Source organism: Spiribacter sp. SSL99, assembly GCF_009805925.1.
Lineage (GTDB): Bacteria > Pseudomonadota > Gammaproteobacteria > Nitrococcales > Nitrococcaceae > Spiribacter > Spiribacter roseus.
Genome location: NZ_MAOM01000021.1, coordinates 32,040 through 55,729, shown reverse-complemented (window position 1 = coordinate 55,729; position 23,690 = coordinate 32,040). Strand labels below are relative to the sequence as shown.

Here is a 23,690-nt window from a genome sequence, read left to right as displayed (position 1 = left end):
GGTCAGTCGCCCGCCCCGAGCTGGTAGCGGCGCACCGCCCGATTATGCGCCTCGAGGGTGTCCGAGAAGACGTGGCTGCCGTCGCCGCGGCTGACGAAATACAGGCTGTCGCCGGCGGCCGGATCCGCCGCCGCCTCGATGGCCGCGCGTCCGGCGATGGCGATCGGTGTGGGCGGCAGACCGTGACGGGTGTAGGTGTTATACGGATTGTCGGTGCGCAGATGACGCCGCAGGAGATCGCCGTCGAATCGCTCGCCCAGTCCGTAGATCACGGTTGGGTCCGTCTGCAGGCGCATGCCCTGGCGCAGCCGACGCACGAAGACACCGGCAATGCGGCGACGCTCCGCGGCCTGTCCGGTTTCCTTTTCAATGATCGAGGCAAGCGTCAGCAGCTCATCGGGGCTGTCCAGGGGCGTTGGCTGCGCGCGTTGCGCCCAGATCGATGCGAGGGTCGATTCCAGATCCCGATTGGCGCGTCGCAATATCTCGACATCGGTCTCGCCGCGCGGAAAGCGGTAGGTCTCGGGCAGGAAGCGGCCTTCCGCGGCCTCGCCGGGGCGACCGATGGCGCTCATCAGCGCCGCATGGGTGACACCGGCGGGCAGTGTCTGGCGGATCTGCGGGTGGCGGCGGATGGCGGCGAGCACTTCGTCCACGCGCCAGCCCTCAACCAGTGTGATTTCGTACTCGATGACCCTGCCCTGGACCATGCGCTGGACCAGTCCGGCTGCGGTCAGGCCGGCGCTGATGGCGTACTCCCCGGCCTGGATGCGATTGGCCAGATCCTGCCAGCGCGCGTAAAGCCGCAGCGCCAGCGGATGGTCGATGAGGTCCCGCTCGGCCAGCTCATCGGCCACCCGGGCAAAGCTGGTGCCCCGTTCAACGGTGAGGGGCGCCGCATCGCTGCGGACCATGGGGGCGGTCTCGAGGTGTCGAACGCTGCTGGTCACCACAACCACGACGACCACCGCCAGCGTCGCCATCAGTGCCGCCGCGATCAAGCCCACACGCCGCCGGCTCATGATCTGACCACCGCCGGCAGCAGCGCCGTGCCCGCGCGGACCAGCTCATCCTGGAGTCGATCCGCCCAGGGACTGCGCGGGAGGGGGTGACCGGCCAGTGTCCGTACGGGCCACAGGCCGATGAGGCTGTTCACCAGCATGACGCCCCGCGCCTGCCAGAGATCCGCCCGCCGCACGGCGGTCCGCTTGACCGACGCGCCGCTGGCCGCCGCCCGATCGAGCAGCCAGGCTTGCATCACACCGTCCACGCCGCAGTCATCGATAGCGGGCGCGCAGAGGTGATCCCCCTGATCGATGATGAGATTGCTGCTGGTCGCCTCGATGATGCGTCCATCCATCGCCTCCATGACGCCCTCGGCAATGCCCGGATCGCTCCACTCGCCCCGCGCGAGGACCTGCTCAAGCCGATTGAGGTGCTTGATCCCGGCCAGCGCCGGCTGCACCGCGAGCCGGGTCTCACAGAATCGCACGGCGACGCCCGTCTGCCACCAGTCATCGGGGCGCTCGGGCACCGCGCCGCATTGAGTGATCGTCGTCGTCTGTGGCGCCGTCGGCGGCGCATAGCCGCGCCCCCCTTCACCCCGGGTAACGGTCAGTCGGAGCGTGCCGAATCGTGGCAGGGCCAGCGCTGCCAGATCGGCCTGCCAACGCCCGCGGGAAGGAACCGGCAGACCGAGTCGGCGGCAGCCGGTCTCGAGCCGGTCAAGATGCCGTGTCCAAAGCTGTGGCTGATGCCCGACGATGGCGAGAGTCTCGAAGACGCCATCCCCGTAACGCAGACCGCGATCATCGACGCCGGCAACGGTGCCCGGCTCGCCGTTGACCCGACAGGCGTCGCGGGCGGCGTTCACGCGTCAAGCGCGCGAAAGATCACCGTCCCGTTGGTGCCACCAAAACCGAATGAATTGGACAGGGCGGCCCGGATCGGTTGGTCACGCGCGACATTGGGGACAAGGTCCATGTCGAGATCCTCGTCCGGTGTTTCGAGATTGATGGTGGGCGGCAGGATGCCGTCGCGCATGGCGAGCAGCGTGAAGACCGCCTCGACCCCACCCGCGGCGCCCAGCAGATGCCCGGTCATCGATTTGGTGGAGCTCACCGGCAGGCGCCGCGCGTGCTCGCCGAAGGTGCCCTGCACCGCCCGCAGCTCGGCGCGGTCGCCGGCCTGGGTGGAGGTGCCGTGGGCGTTGACGTAGTGGATCTCATCCGGGTTCATGCCGGCGTCTTCCAGCGCCCGGTCCATGCAGCGCTGCGCCCCCTCGCCCGTCTCGGCGGGCAGGGTCATGTGATGGGCGTCCCCGCTCATCCCAAAGCCGGCGATTTCGGCATAAATGGGCGCCCCTCGCTGGCGTGCCTGCTCGTATTCCTCGAGAATCAGCACCGCCGCCCCGTCGCCCAGCACAAAGCCGTCCCGGCCCTGATCCCAGGGCCGACTGGCGCCCTGGGGATCGTCATTGCGGGTGGACAGTGCCCGGGCCGCCGCGAAACCGCCCAGCCCGGTGGGCGTGGTGGAGAACTCGGCCCCACCGGCGATCATCGCATCGGCATCCCCGTAGGCGATCATGCGCGCGCTCTGGCCGATGTTGTGGGTGGCACTGGTGCAGGCGGTCACTGTCGCGACGTTGGGCCCCTTGGCGCCGAGCAGGATCGACAGATTGCCCGAGACCATGTTGATGATCGCACTGGGGATGAAAAACGGCGATATCCGGCGCGGGCCGGATTCAAGATAGGTCTTGTGACCTTCCTCGATGGAGTGAATGCCACCGATGCCGGAGCCCACGGAGACGCCCACCCGGTCGGCGTTCTCCGAGTCGATTGTAAGCCCGGAATCCCGCAGCGCATCCACCGCCGCAGCGATTCCGTAATGGATGAAGGGGTCCATCTTGCGGGCTTCCTTGCGACTGAGGTACTGCGTGACGTCAAAGTCACGCACCTCGCCCCCGAAGCGAACCGCGAACGGCGTCGTATCAAAGCGCTGGATGGGCTGAATGCCGCTGCGCCCCTCACGAATGCTCTGCCAGGCGCTGTCAGTGGTGTTGCCCACCGGCGACACGATACCCAGCCCGGTGACTACGACCCTGCGTCCGATCACCCGCGAACCCCCTGCCGTTACTCTTCGAGGTGACGGTTGATGTAGTCGAACGCGTGCCGGACCGTGGTGATCTTCTCGGCTTCCTCGTCCGGGATCTCGCACTCGAACTCTTCCTCGAGCGCCATCACCAGCTCAACGGTGTCGAGCGAATCCGCGCCCAGGTCGTCGACGAACGACGCCTCGGCGGTCACTTCTTCTTCCTTGACGCCGAGCTGCTCGACCACGATTTTCTTGACTCTTTCCTCGATGCTACTCATCTCGCTCCTACCTCTCGGATTGCAATTGTGGGGCTATGGCCCGAACCGGGGCGTATTCTATGGAATACGGTGACAATGCGCCAGCAACCGGCTAAGGCATCAGCAGCCCGCCGTTGACGTTAAGGGTTTCACCGGTGATATAGCCACCGGCGGGGGATGCCAGAAAGCAGGCCGCCGCCGCGATATCCGCGGGCTGGCCCAGCCGCTGCAGGGGTGTCTGCGCGGTCAGCGCCGCGCGCTGATCATCGTCCAGCGCGTCGGTCATGTCGGTTTCGATGAACCCGGGGGCGATGGCGTTGACCGTGATATTGCGGGCCCCGACCTCGCGGGCCAGCGAACGGGTCATGCCCAGCAGCCCCGCCTTGGCCGCGGCGTAGTTGGTCTGACCGGCATTGCCCATCAGCCCCACCACTGAGCCGATATTGATGATGCGCCCGCGGCGGGCCTTCATCATCCCGCGGAGCACCGCCCGCGAGACGCGGAACACCGCACTGAGGTTCGTGTCGATGACCTGATCCCAGTCCTCGTCACTCAGGCGCATGGCGAGGTTGTCGCGGGTGATGCCGGCATTGTTGACCAGAATCCCGGGCGTGCCCTCGTTGGCGGCGATATCGCGCACGCAGGCATCAATGGCCGCGCGATCCTGGACGTCAAGCGCCACTCCGCGACCGGCGATGCCCAACGTCTCGAGATGGGCGCTGATGCGGTCGGCCCCCACCTCGCGGGTCGCGGTGCCGATCACCGTCGCCCCGCTGCGGCCGAGCTGTTCGGCGATCGCCGCCCCAATGCCGCGGCTGGCGCCGGTCACCAGGGCGATCTCGCCGTCGAGTTGCAGATTCATGTCAGCTCCAGTGTGTTCAGTGCCTTGGCCAGCGAATCCGGATCGTGGATCGCCTGAATGCCCATCCGGCGGTCGATTCGGCGGTTGAGCCCGGCGAGGACCCGTCCCGGCCCGCACTCGACCACCTGCTCGATACCCTGGCCGGCGAGCGTCTCGATGCAGCCGGTCCAGCGCACCGGCGAGCGCACCTGCTCGACCAGACGCTCGCGGATGGCCTCGGGCGCCGTCCCCAGACTCAGATCAACATTGTGAACCACCGGGATGGCCGGCGCATGGACCGGCACATCCGCCAGACGCCCGGCGAGTCGCTCAGCCGCGGGCGCCATCAGCGAGCAGTGTGCCGGCACGCTCATCGGCAACATCACTGCCCGTTTGGCCCCGGCCTCGCGGGCCGCCTCGAGGGTGCGGTCGACCGCGGCGCGATGCCCGGCTATCACGATCTGCCCCGGGGCGTTGTAGTTGACCGGCTCGACCACCCCATCGCCCGCCTGCTCACACAGCTCAGCGAGGGTGGACTCATCCAGTCCCAGGACCGCCGCCATTGCGCCCTCGCCCTCCGGTACGGCGTCCTGCATGTAGCGGCCACGATCGCGCACCAGTTCAACGGCGACAGGAAAGTCCAACGCCCCAGCGGCGACCAGCGCGGTGTATTCGCCCAGGCTGTGCCCCGCCATCAGCGCCGGCAGCGCCCCGCCGCCCTCACGCCACGCCCGCCAGACCGCGACGCCGGCCGTGAGCATCAGCGGCTGGGTATGGTCGGTGCGGTTGAGCAGCGTCTCGGGCCCCTCGCTGGCCAGTGCCCACAGGTCTTCGCCCATGGCGGATGAGGCTTCGATGAAGGTTTTCTGGACGACGGCATGGCGCTCGGCCAGGTCCGCGAGCATCCCCAGCGATTGGGAGCCCTGACCGGGAAACACGAAGGCAAGATCGGTACGCGTCGGCATAGTCATTTCCGTTCAGTAGCGGATCAGGGCGGAGCCCCAGGTGAAACCGGCCCCGAAGGCTTCAAGCAGCAGCAGATCACCGCGCTGGATACGGCCATCGCTCACCGCCGTGTGCAGGGCGAGCGGGATCGACGCCGCCGATGTGTTGCCCTGCTCGGCGACGGTGCTCACCATCCGGTCGGTGGACAGTCCGAGCTTGCGCGCCGTCGCTGTCATGATGCGGATGTTGGCCTGGTGCGGCACCAGCCAGTCGACATCCCCACGGGCCAGCCCGTTGGCCTCAAGCGTTTCATCAACCAGCGCGCCGAGGGTGCGCACCGCCACGCGGAACACCTCATTACCGCGCATACTGACCTTGCCATGACTGCCCTGCAGTGACTCGTAACCCTGGGCGACGCCCCAGGGCACATTGAGTAGTGGTGTCTGCCGTCCGTCGGCATGCAGGTGGGTGGAGAGGATGCCCGGCGCCTCGCCGGCCTCGAGCACCACCGCTCCGGCGCCATCGCCGAACAGCACACAGGTGCTTCGGTCGGACCAGTCGAGGATGCGCGAGAACACCTCGGCACCGATCACCAGCGCGCGGCGGGCACCGCCTGTGCGGATGAATCGGTCGGCCACATCCAGACCGTAGACGAACCCGGAGCAGGCGGCCCCCAGATCGAAGGCGATGGCGCCGGGGGCGATACCGAGGCGCTCGATCAGTCGGCAGGCGGTACTGGGGAAGACATGATCCGGCGTCGAGGTGGCGACCAGCACCAGGTCGATGGCGTCGGCGCCGATACCGGCATTGGCAAGCGCCTCGAGGGCCGCCGCCTCGGCCAGGTCCGAGCAGATCTGATCGGGGGCGGCGACGTGGCGCTGGGCGATGCCCGTGCGCTCGACGATCCAGCGATCGGAGGTCTCAACCAGGGTCTCGAGTTCGGCATTGGTCACCACCCGCTCGGGCAGGTAACCGCCGGTACCACTGATCCGGGAATGGCTCATTGCGTCGGACCCGCGCCGAAGATCTCACCGAGACGCGCATCGATCCGCTGAGGGATGGCCTCGGAGGCCTCGATGAATCCGGTCTCGATGGCCTGCTCGAACGCCCAGGCATCGGCGCTGCCGTGGCTTTTGACCACCACACCGCGCAGCCCCAGGAGACTGGCGCCATTGTACTGGCGATGATCGAGGCGCCGGCGCAGGGCCTTGAGCACCGGGAGCGCCACAAGCCCCGCCAGGCGGGTGAAGCCGTTGCGCCGGAACTCATCGCGCAGGTACTGCGAAATCATCGCCGCCACCCCTTCGCTGCTCTTGAGCGCCACGTTGCCGGTGAAACCGTCGCAGACCACCAGGTCGGCGACATTGTGGAACATGCGGTCGCCCTCGACGTAACCGACGTAGTTGAGGCCGCTCGACTGCAGCAGCTGGGCCGCCTGCTTGACCTGATCATTGCCCTTGATCTCCTCCTCGCCCAGGTTGAGCAACCCGATGCGAGGATGGTCGCTGTCACCGGCCGCTTCGACAAGCACCGACCCCATGACGGCGAACTGGAACAGGTGCTCGGCGGTGCAGTCGACGTTGGCGCCCAGATCGAGCATCCGGAACCGCCCCCCGCGGCAGGGAATGGTCGTGCAGATCGCCGGCCGGTCGATGCCCGGCAGGGTCTTCAGCCGATAACGCGCGGTAGCCATCAATGCGCCGGTATTTCCGGCGCTGACGCAGGCATCGGCCTCGCCGCTGCGCACCAGATCAATGGCGACCCGCATCGATGAGTCGCGCTTGAAGCGCAGTGCCTGGGAGGGCGACTCGTCCATGTCGACGACCTGGCTGGCGGGTTGGATGGTCAGGCGCTGGCGGACCGGCGGATCGAGCGAGGCGGCGGCGGACTCAAGGCGCTCCTGATCCCCGACCAGAATCAGCGACAGCGACGGGTGACGGCCCAGCATCGCGGCGGCCGCCGGCAGGGTGACCGCCGGGCCGTGATCGCCGCCCATGGCGTCGATGGCCAGGGTACAGGTATCACTCATGGGTGCCGCTTCACATCGCCATAACGAAATGACCGCGTCAGCGCAGCGCCGACGCGGCCGATGGGTTCACTGCTCACCCGGCTAGTCGTCCTTGCCGGTGGTCACCTTGCGTCCACGATAGTAGCCGTCGGCGGAGATGTGATGACGGCGATGGGTTTCCCCGGTCGTCGGCTCCACACTGAGCGTGGGGTTTTCGAGGGCGTGGTGGCTGCGGCGCATGCCACGGCGCGAAGGGGATTTTTTCGATTTCTGTACGGCCATTGTTGATCCTGCCTGTTGCTGAGTCGGTCAGTGTACCTCACCCGAATCGTCCCGCTTGAGTGATTCGAGTGCCTGAAATGGGTTGTCGCGCGCGGGGGCGGCCTCGCCCGCCGGTCCGAACTGCCGTTGTCCGCCGTCGCAGTCCGCATCGTCATGGGTCGGGATCACCGGCAGCGCCAGTATCAGCTCGTCTTCGATCAGCGCGGCGATGTCGAGCTGCCCCTTGGGCGCCACCACCACGGGCTGATCGGCCCCGTAGCCATCCGCCTCTTCAATCCGATCGACGACGACCAGATCGAACGCCCCCGCCGTGTCCAGCGCGACCGGCGCCAGACAACGCTCGCAGACCAGTGTGACCACGGCTGAGCAGTTGCCCTGAAGCCGGGGCCGCCCGCGATCGATGGTCAGCGTCAGCGTGGCGCTGACATCGCCCACCCGGGCATCCAGGGCATCCATGCGTGGCAGCGGACAGCCCGCCAGCCCCCCGGCCCACGAGTGCTCGCCCTCGCCCAGACGGGCGATGTCGACGCGATGCGGTAAGCCATTCCCGTGCATAACCGTTGAATGTTAGGGGGCCATGGGGAAGCTGTCAAAAAGCGCTGACACCGGCCTACAACAGTTTGCGTCCGCCCGCGCCGTCATCGACCATATTCCATCGACCTTCAACCCTGGATCCGCGCATGGCCTCCATCATCCTCGCCTCAAGCTCCCCCTATCGCGCCGAGCTGCTGCGCCGTCTGCAGATCGATTTCATGACGATTGCCCCGAATATCGACGAGACCCGTCGCCCGGGGGAAACCCCCGAGACCTACGTCCGCCGTCTGGCCCGGGAAAAGGCCGCGGCCGTTGCCGCCGATCATCCCCGGGCCGTGGTCATCGGCTCGGATCAGTGCAGCGAATGTCGGGGGGAGATCCTCGGCAAGCCGGGCACGGTGGAGCGGGCCATCGATCAGCTGCTGGCCGCATCCGGCCAGCCAGTGACACTGACCACCGCCGTCGCGGTCCATGACCCCGCCAGCGGCCATATTGAAGTCGACGCCGTGACGACGGACGTCCGCTTCCGCCGGCTGGCGCGCGCCGCCATCGAGCGCTATGTGCACACCGATCAGCCGCTCGACTGCGCCGGGGCATTCCGCGCCGAAGGGCTCGGAATCAGCCTGTTCGAGTCGATCCGCACCGACGACCCCAACGCCCTGATCGGCCTGCCGCTGATCGCGCTGAATCAGCTGCTCGGGCGGATCGGCATCATCCGCCCCTGATTCAGGGGCGCAGCGTCGGGCCCTGCATGCGATTCAGGGTGGTGGCCATGGCGCTGCCGACCTGCTCAAGCGCCCGGTCGAGCAGCCGCCGGCGCGGCGTGTAGTCGACCCGTCGGGGCGCACCGATCACCGAGCGGGCCACACTCTCGGGGCTGCCATAGGCGTCCGCGAGCCCGATCTCGATGCCCTCGCCGCCGGTCCAGATACGTCCCGAGTAGAGGGACGACGGGTCGCCAGTCAGGCGATCGCCGCGGCCGGCCTCGACCGCCTCGATGAACTGCTCGTGAATGGCGTCGAGCATGCCCTGCATTTCCTCTATCTGATCAGAGTCCGGTGGCATGAACGGATCCAGCCCGGCCTTCTCGTCGCCGGCGGTGTAGACACGGCGCTCGATACCCAGCCGATTGATGGCTTCTGAGAAACCGAACCCCCGATTGATCACCCCGATGGAGCCGATCAGTGACGCGCCATTGACATGGATCTCGTCCGCCGCGGCGGCGATGTAGTAGGCACCGGAGGCCATGATGTCGCCGGCCACCGCATGCACCGGTGTCTCCGGGTGAGCCGAGCGGAGCCGTTCAATGGCCTGGTAGACGCGGCTCGAGGCCACCGGCGAGCCGCCGGGGCTGTTGATCTGCAGCAGGACGCCCTCGGCGTTCTCCGCCTCGAAAGCGCGCTCCAGACCCTCGATGAGGCGCTCGGCATTCGCCGGGCGACTGGCCAGGATCGGTCCGTTGACCTGCACCACGGCGGTATGGGGCCCGGTGGGCTGGGACTCTCCCAGCGCCAGCAGCGGGCCCAGAGTCGAGAAAACCGCCGTGCCGATGATCAACAGGAATACGATTCGCAGGAAGATCCCCCAGCGGCGGGTACGCCGACGCTCCCGGACGCTTTCAAGGGCAACCTCGCGAAGGGTTTCACGCGCCCAGGACTCATCATCACTCATCGGTTCACTCCCGTTCATCACGGCCTTCCGGCCGGTTATTGGTGCTCGAGGCGCGATAGCAGCGCCTGTAGATCGTCGGGTAACGGCGCCGTCACATCGATCCGGCCATGACCGGGCAGCTCGAAGCCCAGGTGCTCGGCGTGTAGAAACAGCCGCCTGAGCCCGAGGGTGCGGAGCCCCCGATCGGCCCGATCGTCGCCGTAGCGCGCATCCATCGCCACCGGATGACCGATGGAGGCGGCGTGGGCGCGGATCTGATGGGTACGCCCGGTGTGGAGCGTGGCCCGAACCAGGCTCCACCCGTTATATGACTCGAGCAGGGCGACGTCAGTTCGCGCCGATTGACCCGCTGGGTGGACGCGCATCACCCGCTCGCCCCCCTTGCCGGCCTCCGCCCGCAGCGGGGCGTCGATGCGCTGTTGCGGCGGCGACAATGGACCCCGCAGCAGGGCCAGGTAGTGCTTGTCGACGCGGTTGTCGCGGAACTCGCTGTGCAGGGCCCGCAGCGCCGAGCGTCGTTTTGCCAGGACCAGACAGCCACTGGTATCCCGGTCAAGCCGATGGGCGAGATCCAGGAAAGGCGCCCGCGGGCGCATCAGGCGCAGTGCCTCGACCACGCCGTAGGCGATGCCCGAGCCGCCATGCACGGCCATCCCTGACGGTTTATCGATGATCAGCAGGCGGTCGTCTTCATGAATGATTGCCGACTCCAGCCGCGCCATGACGGCGGACGACGCCGCCATGGCCTCGCCCGCCGCTGCCTGGCGCACCGGGGGCAGTCGCACCCGATCGCCTTCCGCGAGCCGATAAGTGGGCCGGATGCGACCGCCGTTGACGCGCACTTCACCCCGCCGCAGCAGCCGGTAGACGCGGGTGCGCGGGACGCCCTTGAGCTCACGCAGCAGGAAATTATCGATGCGCTGGCCGGCCAGTTCCGCCGCCACCGTGTGAATCGTTGCTCCGGGCAATCCGCGTCTCCGCTGTGGAAAAGACGCCAAGATTGCCACAGATCCCGCCGGTTTTTGGACGCCCTGCCGCTCGGTTGCTATAGTGCGAAAGCTGACACGGGTGAGAGAGGCGCGAATCGGTGCGCTCCCCGCCAGCCGGAAACGAATGCTGAGTGGGCGCGAGTCGCGGACTGGCGCTCGATGGAACCAACAATCAATACTGACAACGCGCCTGCCCGGGCGCCCGCAATAATGGATGCCCCATGATGGGTCTCTTGATCCTGCGAATCCGCTGCCTGCCGTTGACGCTCGCCAGATTTTTCTGGCGGTGCGCCGGCCAGCGTAACGCGTGTGCGGACGCCACGGACCGGCGCCGGAGACTAAGACCGCATGAAAAGAATGCTCGTCAATGCAACCCAGCCCGAAGAGCTGCGGGTTGCGCTGGTGGACGGCCAGTCCCTCTACGACCTCGACATCGAGACCCCTGCGCGGGAGCGTAAAAAAGCCAACATCTACAAAGGCCGGATCACCCGGGTCGAGCCCAGCCTCGAGGCCGCCTTTGTTCAATATGGTGCCGAGCGCCACGGCTTTCTGCCGTTCAAGGAGATCGCGCGCGAGTACTTCTCTGGAGACAGCGACGTTGATCCCGCCAAGGTTTCCATCGCCGATGTCATCGCCGAAGGCCTTGAAGTCGTGGTGCAGGTCGAAAAGGAGGAGCGTGGCACCAAGGGCGCCGCGCTGACCACGTTCGTCAGCCTCGCCGGCCGCTACCTGGTCCTGATGCCCAACAACCCCCGCGCGGGCGGTGTATCCCGGCGCATCGAGGGCAATGAGCGCAACGAAATCCGGGATGCTTTGAAAGCGCTTGAAGTCCCTGACGGCATGGGGGTGATCGTGCGCACCGCCGGTGTCGGCCGCAGCGCCGAAGAACTGCAATGGGATCTGGACTATCTGCGTAACCTCTGGTCGGCGGTGGGCAAGGCCGCGGAGACCCGGGCGGCGCCATTCCTCATCTATCAGGAAAGCAACGTCATCATCCGTGCCCTGCGCGACTATCTGCGCGCCGATATCGGCGAGATCCTCATCGACGATCGGGATGTCTACGAGCGGGCCCGCGAGTTCGTCGAGCAGGTCATGCCCCATAACCTGCAGAAGCTCAAGTTCTACGACGACCGTGTGCCGCTGTTCAGCCGCTATCAGATCGAAAGCCAGATCGAGTCGGCCTTCCAGCGCGAGGTGCGCCTGCCCAGCGGGGGCGTGATCGTCATCGACCACACCGAGGCGCTGATCTCCATCGACATCAACTCGGCGCGCGCCACGAAGGGTGCGGACATCGAGGAAACAGCGCTCAAGACCAATCTGGAGGCCGCCGACGAGATCGCCCGACAGCTGCGGCTGCGGGATCTCGGCGGTCTGATCGTCATCGATTTCATCGACATGGGCCCCAACCGCAACCAGCGCGAGGTCGAAAACCGGGTCCGTGATTCGGTCAAGCAGGACCGCGCCCGCGTCCAACTGGGGCGCATTTCGCGGTTTGGCCTGCTGGAAATGTCGCGCCAGCGACTGCGCTCGTCGCTGGGTGAAGCGGCGCTCGAGGTCTGCAGTCGCTGCAGCGGCCAGGGCACTGTGCGCAGCGTCGAATCCCTCGCCCTGTCGGTGCTGCGGATCATCGAAGAAGAGGCGATGAAGGACAAGACGGGCAAGGTGGTCGCCCAGCTTCCGGTGGACGTGGCGACCTTCCTGCTCAATGAAAAGCGCGGCATCCTCGAGACCATCGAGACGCGCAACGGGATCGGCGTCATCCTCATTCCCAACCGGGCGCTCGAAACGCCGCACTACGAACTCCAGCGCGTGCGCACCGACGAGGATCTGCCGGCGGAGAACAGCTACGACCTGAGCAGCGAAGACACCGCCCCGAGCCGGGCCGAAGAGCTGCTCACCGCCGAGCGGCCCCGCGCCGAACGCCCCGTCGTCAGCGGGGTCAGCGCCGGGCGCCCGGCACCCACCCCTCAGCAGCCCGCCGCTGAAGCACCACCGGCGGCGAGCCCCGCGGCCGAGTCGACACCGGCCGCCGTTGCCCCCACGCCCGAGCCCGGCACACCGCGTGCGCCCGGACTGATCGGCTGGCTGAAACGCCTGGTCAGTGGTGATGACGACGGCACACGGCACTCACCCATAACCGACTCGAACCGGAGCGCGGCGGGCACCCGGAGCACGGAGTCGGACGAGACCGAAACCAGCGAGGGGACGGGGCAGCGTAACCGCAGTGGCAATGGCCGACGCCGTCGCAGCGGCGGCGGGGGTCAGTCATCCTCCGGCAACCGTCGGGGCGGTCAGCGACGCAGTCGCAGCGGGGGCAACGGCAGTGACGACGACGCCACCCCGCGCGGCGCCGGGACAAGTGCGGCAAGCACTGAGTCAGACGCCTCTGAGCCTGCCCGCAACACCCGCAAGAAAAAGGCTGCCGAAGACAAGCCGGCCGCGAAAAAGTCCGCGTCGAAGCCGGCGGCGAAACCCGCCGCGAAGAATGAGACGCCGGCGGCAGAATCCACCGCGACCGGCGGTGCCGAGCAGACCGAGGCGCGCAACGACGGCAATGGCGAGGAAGGCAGCGACGCCAATGAGGCGGCCAGTGGCAGCACCCGTAGCCGCCGGGGACGCCGCGGCGGCCGCCGCCGGCGTCGTAACGGCGGCAACGGCGGAGGCGCTGAGGATACGGGGTCGGGCGCCGAGAATAGTGCTGATACTGAAACAGCGGACTCCGCCGCGCCGGGCGATGGGGAGAAGCCTGCGCCCAAGGCCAAGGCGGCCTCCCGATCCAGGAAGGCCGACAAGGGCGAGGCCAAGACCAACGCCCAGGAAACTGAATCGGCTCCGAGCAATGGCGCGTCTGTCGAAACCGGTGGCGCCGGGCGCACGGACGATCCGCGCCGCTGGTCCGGGCGTCCGCGGCTTCCCGCCAATGAGGCCGATGCGGCCTCGCCTGGCGACAACGCCGGCGACTAGTCGTCGGCCGGTCGCGCCGCGATCGCGTCAATCAGGCCATTCGCCGCGTCATCGATCAGTGAATGGACGCGGCGAAAGCCTGATTCGCCGCCATAATAGGGATCGGGCACCCAGTCCACGCCCGGGGCCGCGGCATGGCTCAGCATTGGCTGGATCTTATCCCGATGGGCGCTGGGCGCCTCAGCCCGCAGCCAGGCGTAGTTGCCCTCGTCCATGGCGAGGATGTGGTCAAAGAACTCGAAATCGAATCCGTCCACCTGCCGGGCACGCAAGTCACTGATGTCGATCCCCTCCCCGGCCATCAGCCGCTGGGCGCGCCGGTCCGGTGCCCTGCCGACGTGGTAGTCGTGGGTGCCGGCGGAATCGGTGCTGATGTGCGCCGCCAGTCCCCGCGTGCGGAGGCGTTCGCGGACAATCCCCTCGGCGATCGGTGAGCGGCAGATATTGCCCATGCACACAAAAAGCAGGCGCGTCATTGGCGATCTCCTGTTGCTGTTGAACCGATCACGGCCTCGACCATTGCCAGATCCGCGGCGGTATCGATTCCCGGCCCCGGCGGCTCATCGGCGTCGGCCACCTGAATGTGGACGCCCGCCTCGAGCGCCCGCAGTTGTTCGAGGTGCTCAATGCCCTCCAGGGCACTGACCGGCAGTGCGGCATACTCGCGCAGAAACCCCGCGCGGTAGGCATAGATCCCCAGATGCCGGCGCGCCACTCGGCGCAGCCGGTCCCCCTGGCCCTCGCGGTCCCAGGGAATGGCCGCCCGGCTGAAGTAAAGCGCCCGCCCGCTGTGATCCGCCACGAGCTTGACCGCATGCGGGTCATGCAGTTCGTCGCTGTCGTGGAGGGCCGTTGCCAGTGTGGCCATGGACGCCGCCGGGTTGCCTGCCAGGGTGTGGGCGACCTGTGCCAGCAGCGCGGGCGGCATCAAAGGCTCGTCGCCCTGCAGATTGACCACGATCTCCGCGGGGTCCAGTGCGCAGGTCGCCACCACCTCGGCAATCCGCTCAGTGCCGCTGGCATGGCCGGGGTCCGTCAGGCAGCACTCCGCGCCCAGTGCGCGGGCACATCCGGCGATATCGGCGTGGTCAGTGGCGATGATCACGCGGCGCGCACCGCTTTCCGTGGCGCGCTGCCAGACATGCTCGATGACCGGCCGCCCGCCCAGCGGCAGCAATGGCTTACCGGGCAGCCGCGTGGACGAATAGCGCGCCGGAATGACGACCGTAAAAGCGTTCATGGCGTTCTCCTGCGTTGCTCAAACCGGCGCCGGGCAATCTCGAGCAGGCCTTCCAGACGTTCCGCACTGGCGGCGTCGGGCCGGGCGCTCACCGGCAGCTGCCAGCTACCGACCGGCGCGAGGCCGCTCAGTTTCACCGCATCCTTCTGCGTGACCACAAGGGGATAGCCGCGACTGTCAGGCAGATCCCCGGCACGGTAGTGATGGTGGTCGCCAAACGCATGAGGGATCACCTCGAGCCCCGATTCGCGCAGGCTCTCGAAAAACCGCTCAGGCTCGCCAATCCCCGCGACCGCATGGACGCGATCTCCGGCAACCGGCGCCACACCGGCCGTCTCGCCCAGCGGCTCCAGCGGATCGGCGAGCAGGTCAAAGCGGTCCCCGTGGGGGCCGGCCGCGCCGCCCCGGCCGATGACACAGTCCACCTCGCGCAGCCGGCTGAGCGGTTCGCGTAAGGGCCCCGCCGGCAGGCAATGCCCATTGCCCTGCCCCCGTCGGACATCCACCACCGCCACTTCGGCATCGCGCACCAGCCGGTAGTGCTGCAGGCCGTCATCGCTGATGACCAGATCGACGTCCTCCCCGCTCACCAGCGCCCGGGCGGCGGCGGGGCGATCGCGACCCACCATCACCGGCACACCCGTGCGCCGGGCGATGAGGACGGCCTCATCCCCGACCCGCTCGGGATCCGTCTCGGGGCCGACCCGCTCGATGCCCTTGACGTGTCCCCCATAGCCGCGCATCACCACACCGGGCCGCCAGCCACGGGCCGCTGCCCGATCCACCAGCCAGATCACCAGCGGCGTCTTGCCGCTACCGCCCACAATGAGGTTGCCCACCACCACCACCGGCGCAGCGATGAACGGTGGATTGCGCTGCAGCCGCCGGCGCCGCCAGGCCGCCGCCTGACGGAACAGCCACTCCAGTGGAAGGAGCAGCGTGGCCAGCCCCCCGGTCCGCGACCAGAACGCCAGCCATTGCCTAGTCATCGGCCGCCGGCGGTGTCTCGCGGCGGAACTGCAGCCGATGCAGGGCGGCATAGTGCCCGCCCCGGGCGATCAGCTCGCGATGGGTCCCCTGCTCGACGACGCGTCCTGCATCGAGCACCACGATCCGATCGGCGCGCTCGATGGTCGACAGGCGATGGGCGATCACCAGCGTGGTGCGGCCACGGATGAGGCGCTCCAGCGCCGACTGGATATGCTGCTCCGACTCCGAATCGAGCGCCGAGGTGGCCTCGTCGAGGATCAGCACCGGGGCATCCTTGAGCAGCGCCCGGGCAATGGCCAGACGCTGGCGCTGTCCCCCGGAGAGCTGAACGCCGTCGGCGCCGATCAGCGTATCGAATCCCGCCGGCAGTGCTTCGATGAACGTCCGCGCATTGGCCGCCTCGGCCGCCGCCATGATGGATTCGCGCGACGGCATGGGATCCTGACCGTAGGCGATATTCTCGGCGACACTGGTGTTGAACAGCACCACCTGCTGACCGACCAGCGCCAGCTGCCGGCGTAGCGCATCCAGTCGATAATCGCTCAGGGATACGCCATCCAGGCGGATCTCGCCGGCCGATGGCTGATAGAAACGCGGCAGCAGATTGACCAGCGTGGTCTTTCCGCTGCCCGATCGGCCGACGATCGCCACCGTCTCACCGGCCGGGATATCCAGGTTGATGCCGTCCAGGACACTGTCAGCGCCGCTCGCATAACGAAAGCTCACATCGTCAAAGCACAGGCTGCCTTCAACGCGGGCCGGCGCATAGCCGCCGGTATCCGGCTCCGGGGGTTCATCGATGATCTCGAAAATGCTCTCGCCGGCGGCGATGCCACGCTGGATCTCGGCATGAACGCGGGTCAGCCGCTTGAGCGGCTGGAGCAAAAGCATCATGGCGGTGATGAAGGACACGAATGTGCCGACACTGACCGTGGTCACACTGCCCTGGAGGGTCGCCAGCCAGACGACGATGGACAGCGCCAATGCCGCGCAGAACTGGACCACCGGAGTGCTCAACGCCTGCGTGCTGGCGAATTTCATGAACTGCTCGGTGTTGCGGCGGTTGGCCGCCTCGAAGCGCTCACGCTCCACCGCCTGCGCCCCGTGCATGCGGACCTCGTCACTGCCCTCGATGGCCTCCTCGGCCACATAGGCGATGCTCCCCACCGATTGCTGGATGGTATGGCTGAGGCGCCGGAAGCGCTTGCTGACGTAGAGCACGACCCCGATGACCACCGGCCCGAGCAGCATGAACGTGAGGGTCAACGAGACGCTGAGCCAGGCCATATAGGCGAGCAGGAACACCACGGTGGCGGTGTCACGGATGATGATCACCATGGCATTGGTCCCGGCCTGGGCCACCTGCTCGACGTTGTAGGTGAGCCGCGACAGCAGCATCCCCGAGGACACATCATCGAAATACCGGCGCGGCAGGGTCAGCAGCCGGGCGAACACCTCGCCGCGCAACTGCGCGATGACCCGTCGACTCACCCAGGCGGTGCCGTACTGGGCGGCAAAACTGCTGATGCCCCGCACGAGGAAGATGCCCAGCACCCCCAGCGGAATCAGCCGCAGCGTCGCCGGATCACGCTCGACAAAGCCGGAGTCGAGCATGGGCTTGATCAGCCACGCAAAACCCGCCTCGCTGGCGCCGGTAATCAGCATGCCGACAACGGCCAGTGCCGCGACACGCCAGTGGATGAGCACATAACTGATCAGCCGGCGGTAAATCTGCAGACCGCTCGCCGACTGAGTGCCGGGTCCCGTCGCGCTCATGACCCGTCATCCGTGCCGGTGGTGGCGATCCCCACCTCGGTAAAGCCGTTCCGCCCGGCCTGGTCCATCACGGTCAGCACCTGCCCATGGGGAACGCGATGATCGGCCCGGATCAGCACCTGCCGGGCCTCGGCGGGGCGCCCGCGGCGCGCCTCGGTCAGTACCCGGCGCAGTGCCGCCGCGCCGCCGGCCACGGTCTCCCCGTCGACCTGGATGGCGCCCGCGGCGTCGATGACGATCTCAACGGGGGCGGTCTCCATGGGCTCGGCGGTCTCCGCAGTGGGGAGCGTTACGTCCAGCGCGTCGCGCTCGCTGAATGTGGTGGTGATGATGAAAAACACCAGCATGAGAAAAACCACGTCAATCAATGGCGTGAGGTTGATCTCGGGCGCTTCGGGCTCGCGGGTGGGCAGCTTCATGCCTTTCCCGCCGGCATCGGGTTGCGGTCGAGGACATCGGCCAGTTTGAGGGCTTCCCGCTCGATGGCGACGATCAGGCGGTTGGCGCGGCCACGCAGATAGCGATGGGCAGCCACCGTGGGGATGGCCACGGTCAACCCTGCCCCGGTGGTGATCAGGGCCTCGCCGATACCGCCGGCAAGCGCCCGGTGGTCACTCAGCCCTTCGGCGTCAATGCCGGCGAAAACATCGATCATGCCGATCACGGTACCCAGCAGACCGAGCAGCGGCGTGACGGCGGCGATGGTGCCAAGGGTGGTGAGGTGGCGTTCGAGCTGCAGGGCCTCGACGCGCCCGGTTTCCTCGATCCGCTCCAGCCGGTCGGCCCGCGAAAGCCCGGCATGCGTGAGCCCCGCGGCGATGACCCGGCCGAGGGGCGAGCCGGCGCGCAGTCGACGCAGATTGACCGGCCCCAGCGCGTCAGTGGCCACCAGCCGCCAGACCTCGGGGACCAGATCCGCGGGCGCGACCCGGGGCTCGCGCAGGATCCACGCCCGCTCGAGCATAATGGCGATGGCCAGGATGTAGCAGCCCACGATGGGCACCATCACCCAACCACCGATACGCATCAGTTCCCACACGTTGGTTGGCGCGACTCCATCGGTAACAAGCGATAAGGCAATGGATGGTAATGGATTGACGGGTCATCCGGAAAGCGACGCCGCCGGGGTGAGTCGTGAAGCAGGCGCCGCCCGGGGCCCCGCGCCGCCCGCCAGCGGGGCGCGCGCTGCGGGTGCAGTTCGAGCGTCAATGCGCCGTGGCGACCGGTATCATGCAGCGGTATGCCGCGACAGCGCAGGCGGCGGATGACCGCCGGGTGAGGCATGCCGTAGGCATTGCGGTAGCCGGCGGCAAGGACCGCGAGCCGCGGCGACGCCCGCTCGAGCAGTGCCGCACTGCTGCCGGTGCGACTGCCGTGGTGGGGCGTCTCGAGCGCGACCACCGGGGCATCGATGCGCGGCGCAATGCGCCGCTCAATGGCCTGATCGATGTCGCCGGTGAACAGGACATCGCCGCCGGCCGAACGCATGTGCAGCACGCAGGAGGCGGCATTCCCGCTCGCATCACCCGGCGCATCCGGCCAGAGGTATTCGAACCGCACGCCATCGAGCGCCCAGGACTGCCCGCGCCGGCAGCGCCGCACCTCAGCGAACTCGGCCAGTGGCTCGCCGGCATCCACCCGGTCGATGCGCACCGCCTGTCTGAGCGCGGGGACCCCGCCGCGGTGGTCGCGATCCGCATGCGTGACGATCAGCCGGTCGATGCGCTCGATGCCCCTTTGTTCGAGATACGGAATCAGCGAAAACGCGGCGGCATTGCTGCCCCCGGACCAGGCCGGTCCGGTGTCCACCACCAGGGTATGACGCCGGGTGTGGATCACCGCGGCATTGCCCTGCCCCACCTCCAGCCAGGCCACCGTCACCGCCCCCGGAGCGGGCGGCTCGGGACCCGCAAGGAAAAAGCCCCCGATCAGGCAGACTCCCAGCAATCGCAGCGCCCGACCCGTGGGGACCATCCACAGGGCAAGGCCAGTGGCCAGGCCGAGCCCGGTCAGCAGATCAACCGGATTGAGGGGCCATGGGCCGAGGCCGGCGTCCAGCAGTCCCTCGCCGGCCCCGACCAGGGCATCCAGCAGTCGGGCCAGCCCGTGCAGCACAGCACCGCCCGGACCAGGCAATCCGATACTGATCACCGCCGCGGGCAGTGCGAGCGGGACGATCAGCAGCGAGAAAAGCGGCAGTACCAGCAGGTTGGCGAGCAGCCCGGCGGGACTCCAGCTGCCAAAGAAAAGCCCCGATAGGGGCGCCAGGCCGATCAGCAGCGCCAGCTGGATGCGCCACAGCCCACTCACCGCCCCGGTGCGTCGTCCCCGGACCACGAGGATGATCACCGCGACCGCCACGAACGACAGCCAGAAGCCCGCGCCCAGCAACGCCGACGGATCCATCAGCACCACACCGGTGGCGGCGATCAATAGCAGCCGTCCCGCGCCGACGCGGCGGCCGAGCAGTGCCGCCAGCGCCAGCACCGCGAGCATCATCAGGGCGCGCTGGGTGGGCAGGGCGAAGCCTGCCATGGCGGCATAACCGAGGGCCGCGCCCACCCCGATCAGCGAGGCGGTGAGGCGGCGCTCGCCGGGCAGCCGGGCCAACGCCCAGAGCCAGCGGCCCAGCCAGTAGCCAAAGCCCGCCACCAGGCCGATGTGCAGGCCGGAAATGGCCATCAGGTGACTGGTCCCCGTCGCCTGGAGGACATCCCAGGTGGTCTCGCTGAATCCGCGCCGATCGCCCACGACAAGCCCACGCAGCAGCGCCCCGCCGGGCCCGGGGGTGGCAGCCAGCTCGCTCAGATGCGCGGCCATCCAGGCCCGCCAGGCCACCAGTCCGCGCCCGGGAGCGAGGCGCCGCGCCTGATCCGGCTCGGTCACATAGGCGGTGGCGTCGATATGCTCGCTGGCGAGCCACTGTTCGTAATCGAAACGCACCGGGTTCATGAACCCGCGGGGTCGACGCAGACGAAGCGGCAGCTCCCAGCGCTCACCGGCCCCGATTGCCGGCTCATCGGCGTAGAGGCTGATGCGGATGCGCCGCGGCAGTCCCCGGGATACGCCGGCGACGGATTCAGGCCGCAGGAGAAAACGCTGGCGCCCGTCGCTCGCCTGCGGCAGGCTTACCACGCGACCCACCGCATTCACGGTCTCGGCGCGATCCACCGCCGGGCGGCGCTCAAGCGCTGCGGCTTGACTGAGCAGTGCCACCAGTACGCCAAGCGCCAGCCAGCCGGGCAGCTGGCCCCGACCCGGTAAAGCCAGACAGGGCAGCAGGACGATCGCTATCGCCAGCGCGGGGGCCATACCCACCGGCAGCATCACGGCCAGAATCAATCCCGCGAGCAGCGCTCCCAGCCCATCGCCCACGCTGCGCGGCATGCGCCTGTCTCCCGATGAGGGTCAGACGCCAGATTATCAGCGCCGCTCAGACCTGCTGGAGCCGACCGTCGGCGAGGTTCATCCGCCGATCCATCCGTGCCGCCACGTCCTGATCGTGAGTGACCAGCACGACGCTGGTGCCATGGGCGCGGTTGAGGGACTGGAACAGCGCAAGGACCGACTCGGCGGTCTGATTGTCGAGGTTGCCGGTGGGCTCGTCGGCAAGCAGACAGGCCGGTCGGGTCACCAGCGCCCGGGCGATGGCGACCCGCTGACGCTCGCCCCCGGAGAGTTCGCCCGGCTTATGACCCAGACGATGACCAAGGCCGACTGACTCGAGCATGGCCGCCGCCGAATCACGCGCTTCACCCAGCGCGCTGCCACGGATGAGCAGCGGCATGGCCACGTTCTCGAGTGCCGTGAACTCACCGAGCAGGTGATGAAACTGATAGACAAAGCCCAGCATCCGATTGCGCAGCCGCCCGCGCGCCGCGGCCCGCAGCCGGTGCACGGGCTGCCCGCCGATGCGTACCTCGCCGGCATCCGGGTCCTCGAGCCCACCAAGCAGCTGCAGCAGTGTGCTCTTGCCCGATCCCGAACGCCCCAGGATGGCGATCTGTTCGCCGGCGGCGACGCGGAAGTCGAGGCCCCGCAATACCTCGACATCCAGGCCCCCTTCGTGGAATCCCTTGCCGACCGCGCGGCATTCCAGCACCGCTTCGCGCTCACTCATGCCGCAGCGCCTCCGCCGGCGCGGTGCGCGCGGCACGCCAGGCCGGGTACAACGTGGCAAGCAGGCTCAGCCCGATCGCCGAGAGGCTGATCCGCCAGACATCGCCAGCGCGCAGATCCGATGGCAGATCACTGATCAGATAGATATCGCCGGACAGGAACTGGACATTGAAGAGCTGCTCGATGGCCGGGACGATCGTCTCGACATTCAGCGCCAGGGCGACGCCCGCGCCGGTGCCGATCAGCGTGCCGACAATGCCCAGCAGGCTGCCCTGGATGATGAAAATGCCCATCACCGTCGCCGGCCGCGCGCCAAGGGTGCGCAGGATCGCGATGTCTGAGCGCTTGTCCTGGACCGCCATGACCAGTGTCGAGACGATATTGAATGCGGCCACCCCGACGATCAGCATCAGGATGATGAACATGACGGTTTTCTCCATCGCCACGGCGCGGAAGAAATTGCGATGCTGCATGGTCCAGTCGCTGACCCGATAGCGCCCCGGCAGCTCTCCGGCGATCGTGCGCACGCGCTGGGGCGCGGTCATGAGGTCGTCGAACTCGAGCCGGATCCCGGTGACCGCGTCGCCGAGACGCTGGAGTCGCTGCGCATCGGCCAGATGGATCAGCGCCAGCGAGCTGTCGTACTGCGCCATGTCGACCTCAAAGGTCCCCGCGACCTCAAAACGCCGCAGTCGCGGCAGGATCCCCGCCGCGGACACCCGCACCTCGGGGGTGATCAGGTTGACGGCATCGCCGCGCCCAACGCCCAGCTCATCCGCCAGCCGACTGCCCAGGATGATCTGATACGCCCCGTCGGTGAGATCACTCAGCTGGCCGCTGATCAGGTTGTTGGCGATCCGCGAGACGGCCGGCTCGCGCTCGGGGTCGATACCGCGCACCAGCGCACCGGTCACCGCCGAGCCCCGGGTGAGCATGACCTCGCCGTTGACGAACGGCGCCGCACCGATCACCGCCGGGCGCTCGTCCAGCGTGGGCAGCAGCGACTGCCAGTCCTCGAGACCATCGGCGCCGCCCTGCACGGTGGCATGCGACACCATGCCAAGGATGCGCTCGCGAAGCTCTTTTTCGAAGCCGTTCATGACCGATAGCACCGTGATCAGGGCCATCACCCCAACGGCAATACCCAGCATGGAGCTGGCCGAAATGAACGAGACGAAGCCGTTACGCCGCCGGGCACGGGTGTAGCGAACGCCGATGAACAGCGGCAGCGGCCGGATCATGTCACCACCGGAATACGCCGGTTGACGCGAATGCCCGTGGCATCGGGACTCGCGCCGACACCGATGACCGCGACACCGGCGTGCTGTGCGGATCGCAGGGCGCGGCCGTAGGCCGGATCAATGGCATCGGCGGGACGGATCTCGCTGACATCGCTGCGCTGCGCGCAGAACACCAGCATGCCGCCGGTGCCGCGTTCAGCCAGACGTTGCAGCACTTCGAGATGGCGCACGCCCCGGCTGCTGGGTGCATCCGGGAACACCGCCACGCCGGCCTCAACGGCGGCGGTGACGTTCTTCACTTCAATGAACCGGCCGTCGCCCTCGAGCTGGAAATCGGCGCGCATGGGCTCGTCCGGCACATTGACCTCGGCCCGCAGGGATCCGCCATCGGCCACCTCCGGGATCAGTGCCGGGTCGAGCAGCGCCTCGGCCACCAGGCGATTGGTCCGTCCGGTGTGGATGCCAACCCGCAGTCCCCCGCCCAGTTCCACCTGCTCCCAGGTGTGCGCGTACTTACGGCCACGCCGATCGGTATGCGACACCCACACCCGCATGCCGGGCTCGGCGCAGCCGAGCATCGACCCCGTGTTCGGACAATGGGCGGTGATCGACTCGCCGCTGTCGAGGCTGATATCCGCCAGGAAGCGCTTGTAGCGACGCTGCAGGGTGCCGGCGATAAGCGGCGCTTGATACTCCATGCTGGCAGTCTAACCCCTGCCTGCCCGCCGATCATCCCGTTT

Annotated in this window: 24 protein-coding genes; 2 read left to right on the top strand and 22 right to left on the bottom strand. The window is 67.9% G+C overall.

What is annotated here, in order from left to right; translation table 11 throughout:
- Positions 1-2: 2 nt before the first annotated feature.
- The 10 genes from mltG to BA899_RS09210 all read right to left on the bottom strand — a co-directional run bounded on the left by mltG (position 3) and on the right by BA899_RS09210 (position 7,981).
- Positions 3-1,022 (bottom strand): endolytic transglycosylase MltG, encoded by a 1,020-nt coding sequence (gene mltG / locus BA899_RS09255; RefSeq protein ID WP_159300406.1) that lies wholly within the window; start codon positions 1,020-1,022, stop codon positions 3-5.
- On the bottom strand, positions 1,019-1,873 hold the full coding sequence (gene pabC, locus BA899_RS09250) for an aminodeoxychorismate lyase (RefSeq protein WP_159300405.1): 855 nt from the start codon (positions 1,871-1,873) through the stop codon (positions 1,019-1,021). Before pabC ends, mltG begins: the two co-directional genes overlap by 4 nt.
- Positions 1,870-3,114, bottom strand: a complete 1,245-nt coding sequence (fabF, locus tag BA899_RS09245) for a beta-ketoacyl-ACP synthase II (protein ID WP_159300404.1) — start codon at positions 3,112-3,114, stop codon at positions 1,870-1,872. Before fabF ends, pabC begins: the two co-directional genes overlap by 4 nt.
- 17 nt (positions 3,115-3,131) lie before the next feature.
- Positions 3,132-3,371 (bottom strand): acyl carrier protein, encoded by a 240-nt coding sequence (acpP, locus tag BA899_RS09240; RefSeq protein ID WP_159300403.1) that lies wholly within the window; start codon positions 3,369-3,371, stop codon positions 3,132-3,134.
- Between the two features lie 91 nt (positions 3,372-3,462).
- Positions 3,463-4,206: a 3-oxoacyl-ACP reductase FabG gene (gene fabG / locus BA899_RS09235; RefSeq protein WP_159300430.1), complete on the bottom strand. Its 744-nt coding sequence runs from the start codon at positions 4,204-4,206 to the stop codon at positions 3,463-3,465.
- Positions 4,207-4,208: 2 nt separating this feature from the next.
- Complete coding sequence (gene fabD / locus BA899_RS09230; protein WP_159300402.1) at positions 4,209-5,156, bottom strand: ACP S-malonyltransferase; 948 nt, start codon at positions 5,154-5,156, stop codon at positions 4,209-4,211.
- Between the two features lie 12 nt (positions 5,157-5,168).
- Positions 5,169-6,140: a beta-ketoacyl-ACP synthase III gene (locus BA899_RS09225; RefSeq protein ID WP_110882856.1), complete on the bottom strand. Its 972-nt coding sequence runs from the start codon at positions 6,138-6,140 to the stop codon at positions 5,169-5,171.
- Complete coding sequence (gene plsX, locus BA899_RS09220) at positions 6,137-7,165, bottom strand: phosphate acyltransferase PlsX (protein WP_144347342.1); 1,029 nt, start codon at positions 7,163-7,165, stop codon at positions 6,137-6,139. The genes BA899_RS09225 and plsX overlap by 4 nt, the downstream gene beginning before the upstream one ends.
- An 81-nt stretch (positions 7,166-7,246) precedes the next feature.
- Positions 7,247-7,426 carry a 50S ribosomal protein L32 gene (gene rpmF, locus BA899_RS09215; protein ID WP_110882854.1) on the bottom strand — a complete coding sequence of 60 codons (180 nt, stop codon included), beginning with the start codon at positions 7,424-7,426 and terminating at the stop codon, positions 7,247-7,249.
- 27 nt (positions 7,427-7,453) lie between these two features.
- Complete coding sequence (locus BA899_RS09210) at positions 7,454-7,981, bottom strand: DUF177 domain-containing protein (RefSeq protein WP_159300401.1); 528 nt, start codon at positions 7,979-7,981, stop codon at positions 7,454-7,456.
- 125 nt (positions 7,982-8,106) lie between these two features.
- On the opposite strand from BA899_RS09210, the gene BA899_RS09205 reads away from it, so the two are divergent.
- Positions 8,107-8,685, top strand: a complete 579-nt coding sequence (locus BA899_RS09205) for a nucleoside triphosphate pyrophosphatase (protein ID WP_159300400.1) — start codon at positions 8,107-8,109, stop codon at positions 8,683-8,685.
- 1 nt (position 8,686) lies between these two features.
- Here BA899_RS09205 and BA899_RS09200 read toward each other — a convergent pair whose 3' ends face one another.
- Positions 8,687-9,631, bottom strand: coding sequence for a S49 family peptidase (locus BA899_RS09200; RefSeq protein WP_148122737.1), 945 nt, complete (start codon positions 9,629-9,631; stop codon positions 8,687-8,689).
- Between the two features lie 35 nt (positions 9,632-9,666).
- Entirely contained in the window at positions 9,667-10,599 is a 933-nt protein-coding gene (locus BA899_RS09195; protein ID WP_159300399.1) for an RluA family pseudouridine synthase, read from the bottom strand.
- A 369-nt stretch (positions 10,600-10,968) separates the two neighbouring features.
- On the opposite strand from BA899_RS09195, the gene rne reads away from it, so the two are divergent.
- Positions 10,969-13,584, top strand: coding sequence for a ribonuclease E (gene rne / locus BA899_RS09190; RefSeq protein ID WP_235013343.1), 2,616 nt, complete (start codon positions 10,969-10,971; stop codon positions 13,582-13,584).
- Here the strand turns inward: rne and BA899_RS09185 are convergent.
- The 10 genes from BA899_RS09185 to sfsA are packed head-to-tail and all read right to left on the bottom strand — an operon-like array spanning position 13,581 to position 23,648.
- Positions 13,581-14,060 (bottom strand): low molecular weight protein-tyrosine-phosphatase, encoded by a 480-nt coding sequence (locus tag BA899_RS09185; RefSeq protein ID WP_148122020.1) that lies wholly within the window; start codon positions 14,058-14,060, stop codon positions 13,581-13,583. The genes rne and BA899_RS09185 overlap by 4 nt on opposite strands.
- A complete protein-coding gene (gene kdsB / locus BA899_RS09180) occupies positions 14,057-14,824 on the bottom strand; it encodes a 3-deoxy-manno-octulosonate cytidylyltransferase (protein WP_159300398.1) in 768 nt (255 codons plus the stop codon). The genes BA899_RS09185 and kdsB overlap by 4 nt, the downstream gene beginning before the upstream one ends.
- Positions 14,821-15,813: a tetraacyldisaccharide 4'-kinase gene (gene lpxK / locus BA899_RS09175; RefSeq protein WP_159300397.1), complete on the bottom strand. Its 993-nt coding sequence runs from the start codon at positions 15,811-15,813 to the stop codon at positions 14,821-14,823. Before lpxK ends, kdsB begins: the two co-directional genes overlap by 4 nt.
- Positions 15,806-17,590 (bottom strand): lipid A export permease/ATP-binding protein MsbA, encoded by a 1,785-nt coding sequence (gene msbA / locus BA899_RS09170; RefSeq protein ID WP_159300396.1) that lies wholly within the window; start codon positions 17,588-17,590, stop codon positions 15,806-15,808. The genes lpxK and msbA overlap by 8 nt, the downstream gene beginning before the upstream one ends.
- Positions 17,587-18,009, bottom strand: a complete 423-nt coding sequence (locus tag BA899_RS09165) for a biopolymer transporter ExbD (protein WP_159300395.1) — start codon at positions 18,007-18,009, stop codon at positions 17,587-17,589. The genes msbA and BA899_RS09165 overlap by 4 nt, the downstream gene beginning before the upstream one ends.
- Complete coding sequence (locus BA899_RS09160; protein WP_159300394.1) at positions 18,006-18,629, bottom strand: MotA/TolQ/ExbB proton channel family protein; 624 nt, start codon at positions 18,627-18,629, stop codon at positions 18,006-18,008. The genes BA899_RS09165 and BA899_RS09160 overlap by 4 nt, the downstream gene beginning before the upstream one ends.
- On the bottom strand, positions 18,617-20,977 hold the full coding sequence (locus BA899_RS09155; protein ID WP_159300393.1) for a DNA internalization-related competence protein ComEC/Rec2: 2,361 nt from the start codon (positions 20,975-20,977) through the stop codon (positions 18,617-18,619). The genes BA899_RS09160 and BA899_RS09155 overlap by 13 nt, the downstream gene beginning before the upstream one ends.
- Before the next feature lie 46 nt (positions 20,978-21,023).
- Entirely contained in the window at positions 21,024-21,710 is a 687-nt protein-coding gene (gene lolD, locus BA899_RS09150; protein ID WP_110882842.1) for a lipoprotein-releasing ABC transporter ATP-binding protein LolD, read from the bottom strand.
- Positions 21,703-22,950 (bottom strand): lipoprotein-releasing ABC transporter permease subunit, encoded by a 1,248-nt coding sequence (locus tag BA899_RS09145; protein WP_159300392.1) that lies wholly within the window; start codon positions 22,948-22,950, stop codon positions 21,703-21,705. Before BA899_RS09145 ends, lolD begins: the two co-directional genes overlap by 8 nt.
- Positions 22,947-23,648, bottom strand: a complete 702-nt coding sequence (gene sfsA, locus BA899_RS09140; protein WP_144347318.1) for a DNA/RNA nuclease SfsA — start codon at positions 23,646-23,648, stop codon at positions 22,947-22,949. The genes BA899_RS09145 and sfsA overlap by 4 nt, the downstream gene beginning before the upstream one ends.
- Positions 23,649-23,690: the final 42 nt, after the last annotated feature.

Excerpts from the sequence above, each read along its gene's own strand:
- BA899_RS09165 (WP_159300395.1), bottom strand. The coding sequence starts at position 18,009 with ATGAAGCTGCCCACCCGCGAGCCCGAAGCGCCCGAGATCAACCTCACG.
- rne (WP_235013343.1), top strand. The coding sequence starts at position 10,969 with ATGAAAAGAATGCTCGTCAATGCAACCCAGCCCGAAGAGCTGCGGGTT.
- lpxK (WP_159300397.1), bottom strand. The coding sequence starts at position 15,813 with ATGACTAGGCAATGGCTGGCGTTCTGGTCGCGGACCGGGGGGCTGGCC.
- msbA (WP_159300396.1), bottom strand. The coding sequence starts at position 17,590 with ATGAGCGCGACGGGACCCGGCACTCAGTCGGCGAGCGGTCTGCAGATT.
- BA899_RS09185 (WP_148122020.1), bottom strand. The coding sequence starts at position 14,060 with ATGACGCGCCTGCTTTTTGTGTGCATGGGCAATATCTGCCGCTCACCG.
- kdsB (WP_159300398.1), bottom strand. The coding sequence starts at position 14,824 with ATGAACGCTTTTACGGTCGTCATTCCGGCGCGCTATTCGTCCACGCGG.
- fabD (WP_159300402.1), bottom strand. The coding sequence starts at position 5,156 with ATGCCGACGCGTACCGATCTTGCCTTCGTGTTTCCCGGTCAGGGCTCC.
- lolD (WP_110882842.1), bottom strand. The coding sequence starts at position 21,710 with ATGAGTGAGCGCGAAGCGGTGCTGGAATGCCGCGCGGTCGGCAAGGGA.
- BA899_RS09205 (WP_159300400.1), top strand. The coding sequence starts at position 8,107 with ATGGCCTCCATCATCCTCGCCTCAAGCTCCCCCTATCGCGCCGAGCTG.
- BA899_RS09225 (WP_110882856.1), bottom strand. The coding sequence starts at position 6,140 with ATGAGCCATTCCCGGATCAGTGGTACCGGCGGTTACCTGCCCGAGCGG.
- BA899_RS09210 (WP_159300401.1), bottom strand. The coding sequence starts at position 7,981 with ATGCACGGGAATGGCTTACCGCATCGCGTCGACATCGCCCGTCTGGGC.
- acpP (WP_159300403.1), bottom strand. The coding sequence starts at position 3,371 with ATGAGTAGCATCGAGGAAAGAGTCAAGAAAATCGTGGTCGAGCAGCTC.
- plsX (WP_144347342.1), bottom strand. The coding sequence starts at position 7,165 with ATGAGTGATACCTGTACCCTGGCCATCGACGCCATGGGCGGCGATCAC.
- rpmF (WP_110882854.1), bottom strand. The coding sequence starts at position 7,426 with ATGGCCGTACAGAAATCGAAAAAATCCCCTTCGCGCCGTGGCATGCGC.
- BA899_RS09155 (WP_159300393.1), bottom strand. The coding sequence starts at position 20,977 with ATGCCGCGCAGCGTGGGCGATGGGCTGGGAGCGCTGCTCGCGGGATTG.
- mltG (WP_159300406.1), bottom strand. The coding sequence starts at position 1,022 with ATGAGCCGGCGGCGTGTGGGCTTGATCGCGGCGGCACTGATGGCGACG.
- BA899_RS09145 (WP_159300392.1), bottom strand. The coding sequence starts at position 22,950 with ATGATCCGGCCGCTGCCGCTGTTCATCGGCGTTCGCTACACCCGTGCC.
- sfsA (WP_144347318.1), bottom strand. The coding sequence starts at position 23,648 with ATGGAGTATCAAGCGCCGCTTATCGCCGGCACCCTGCAGCGTCGCTAC.
- BA899_RS09200 (WP_148122737.1), bottom strand. The coding sequence starts at position 9,631 with ATGAGTGATGATGAGTCCTGGGCGCGTGAAACCCTTCGCGAGGTTGCC.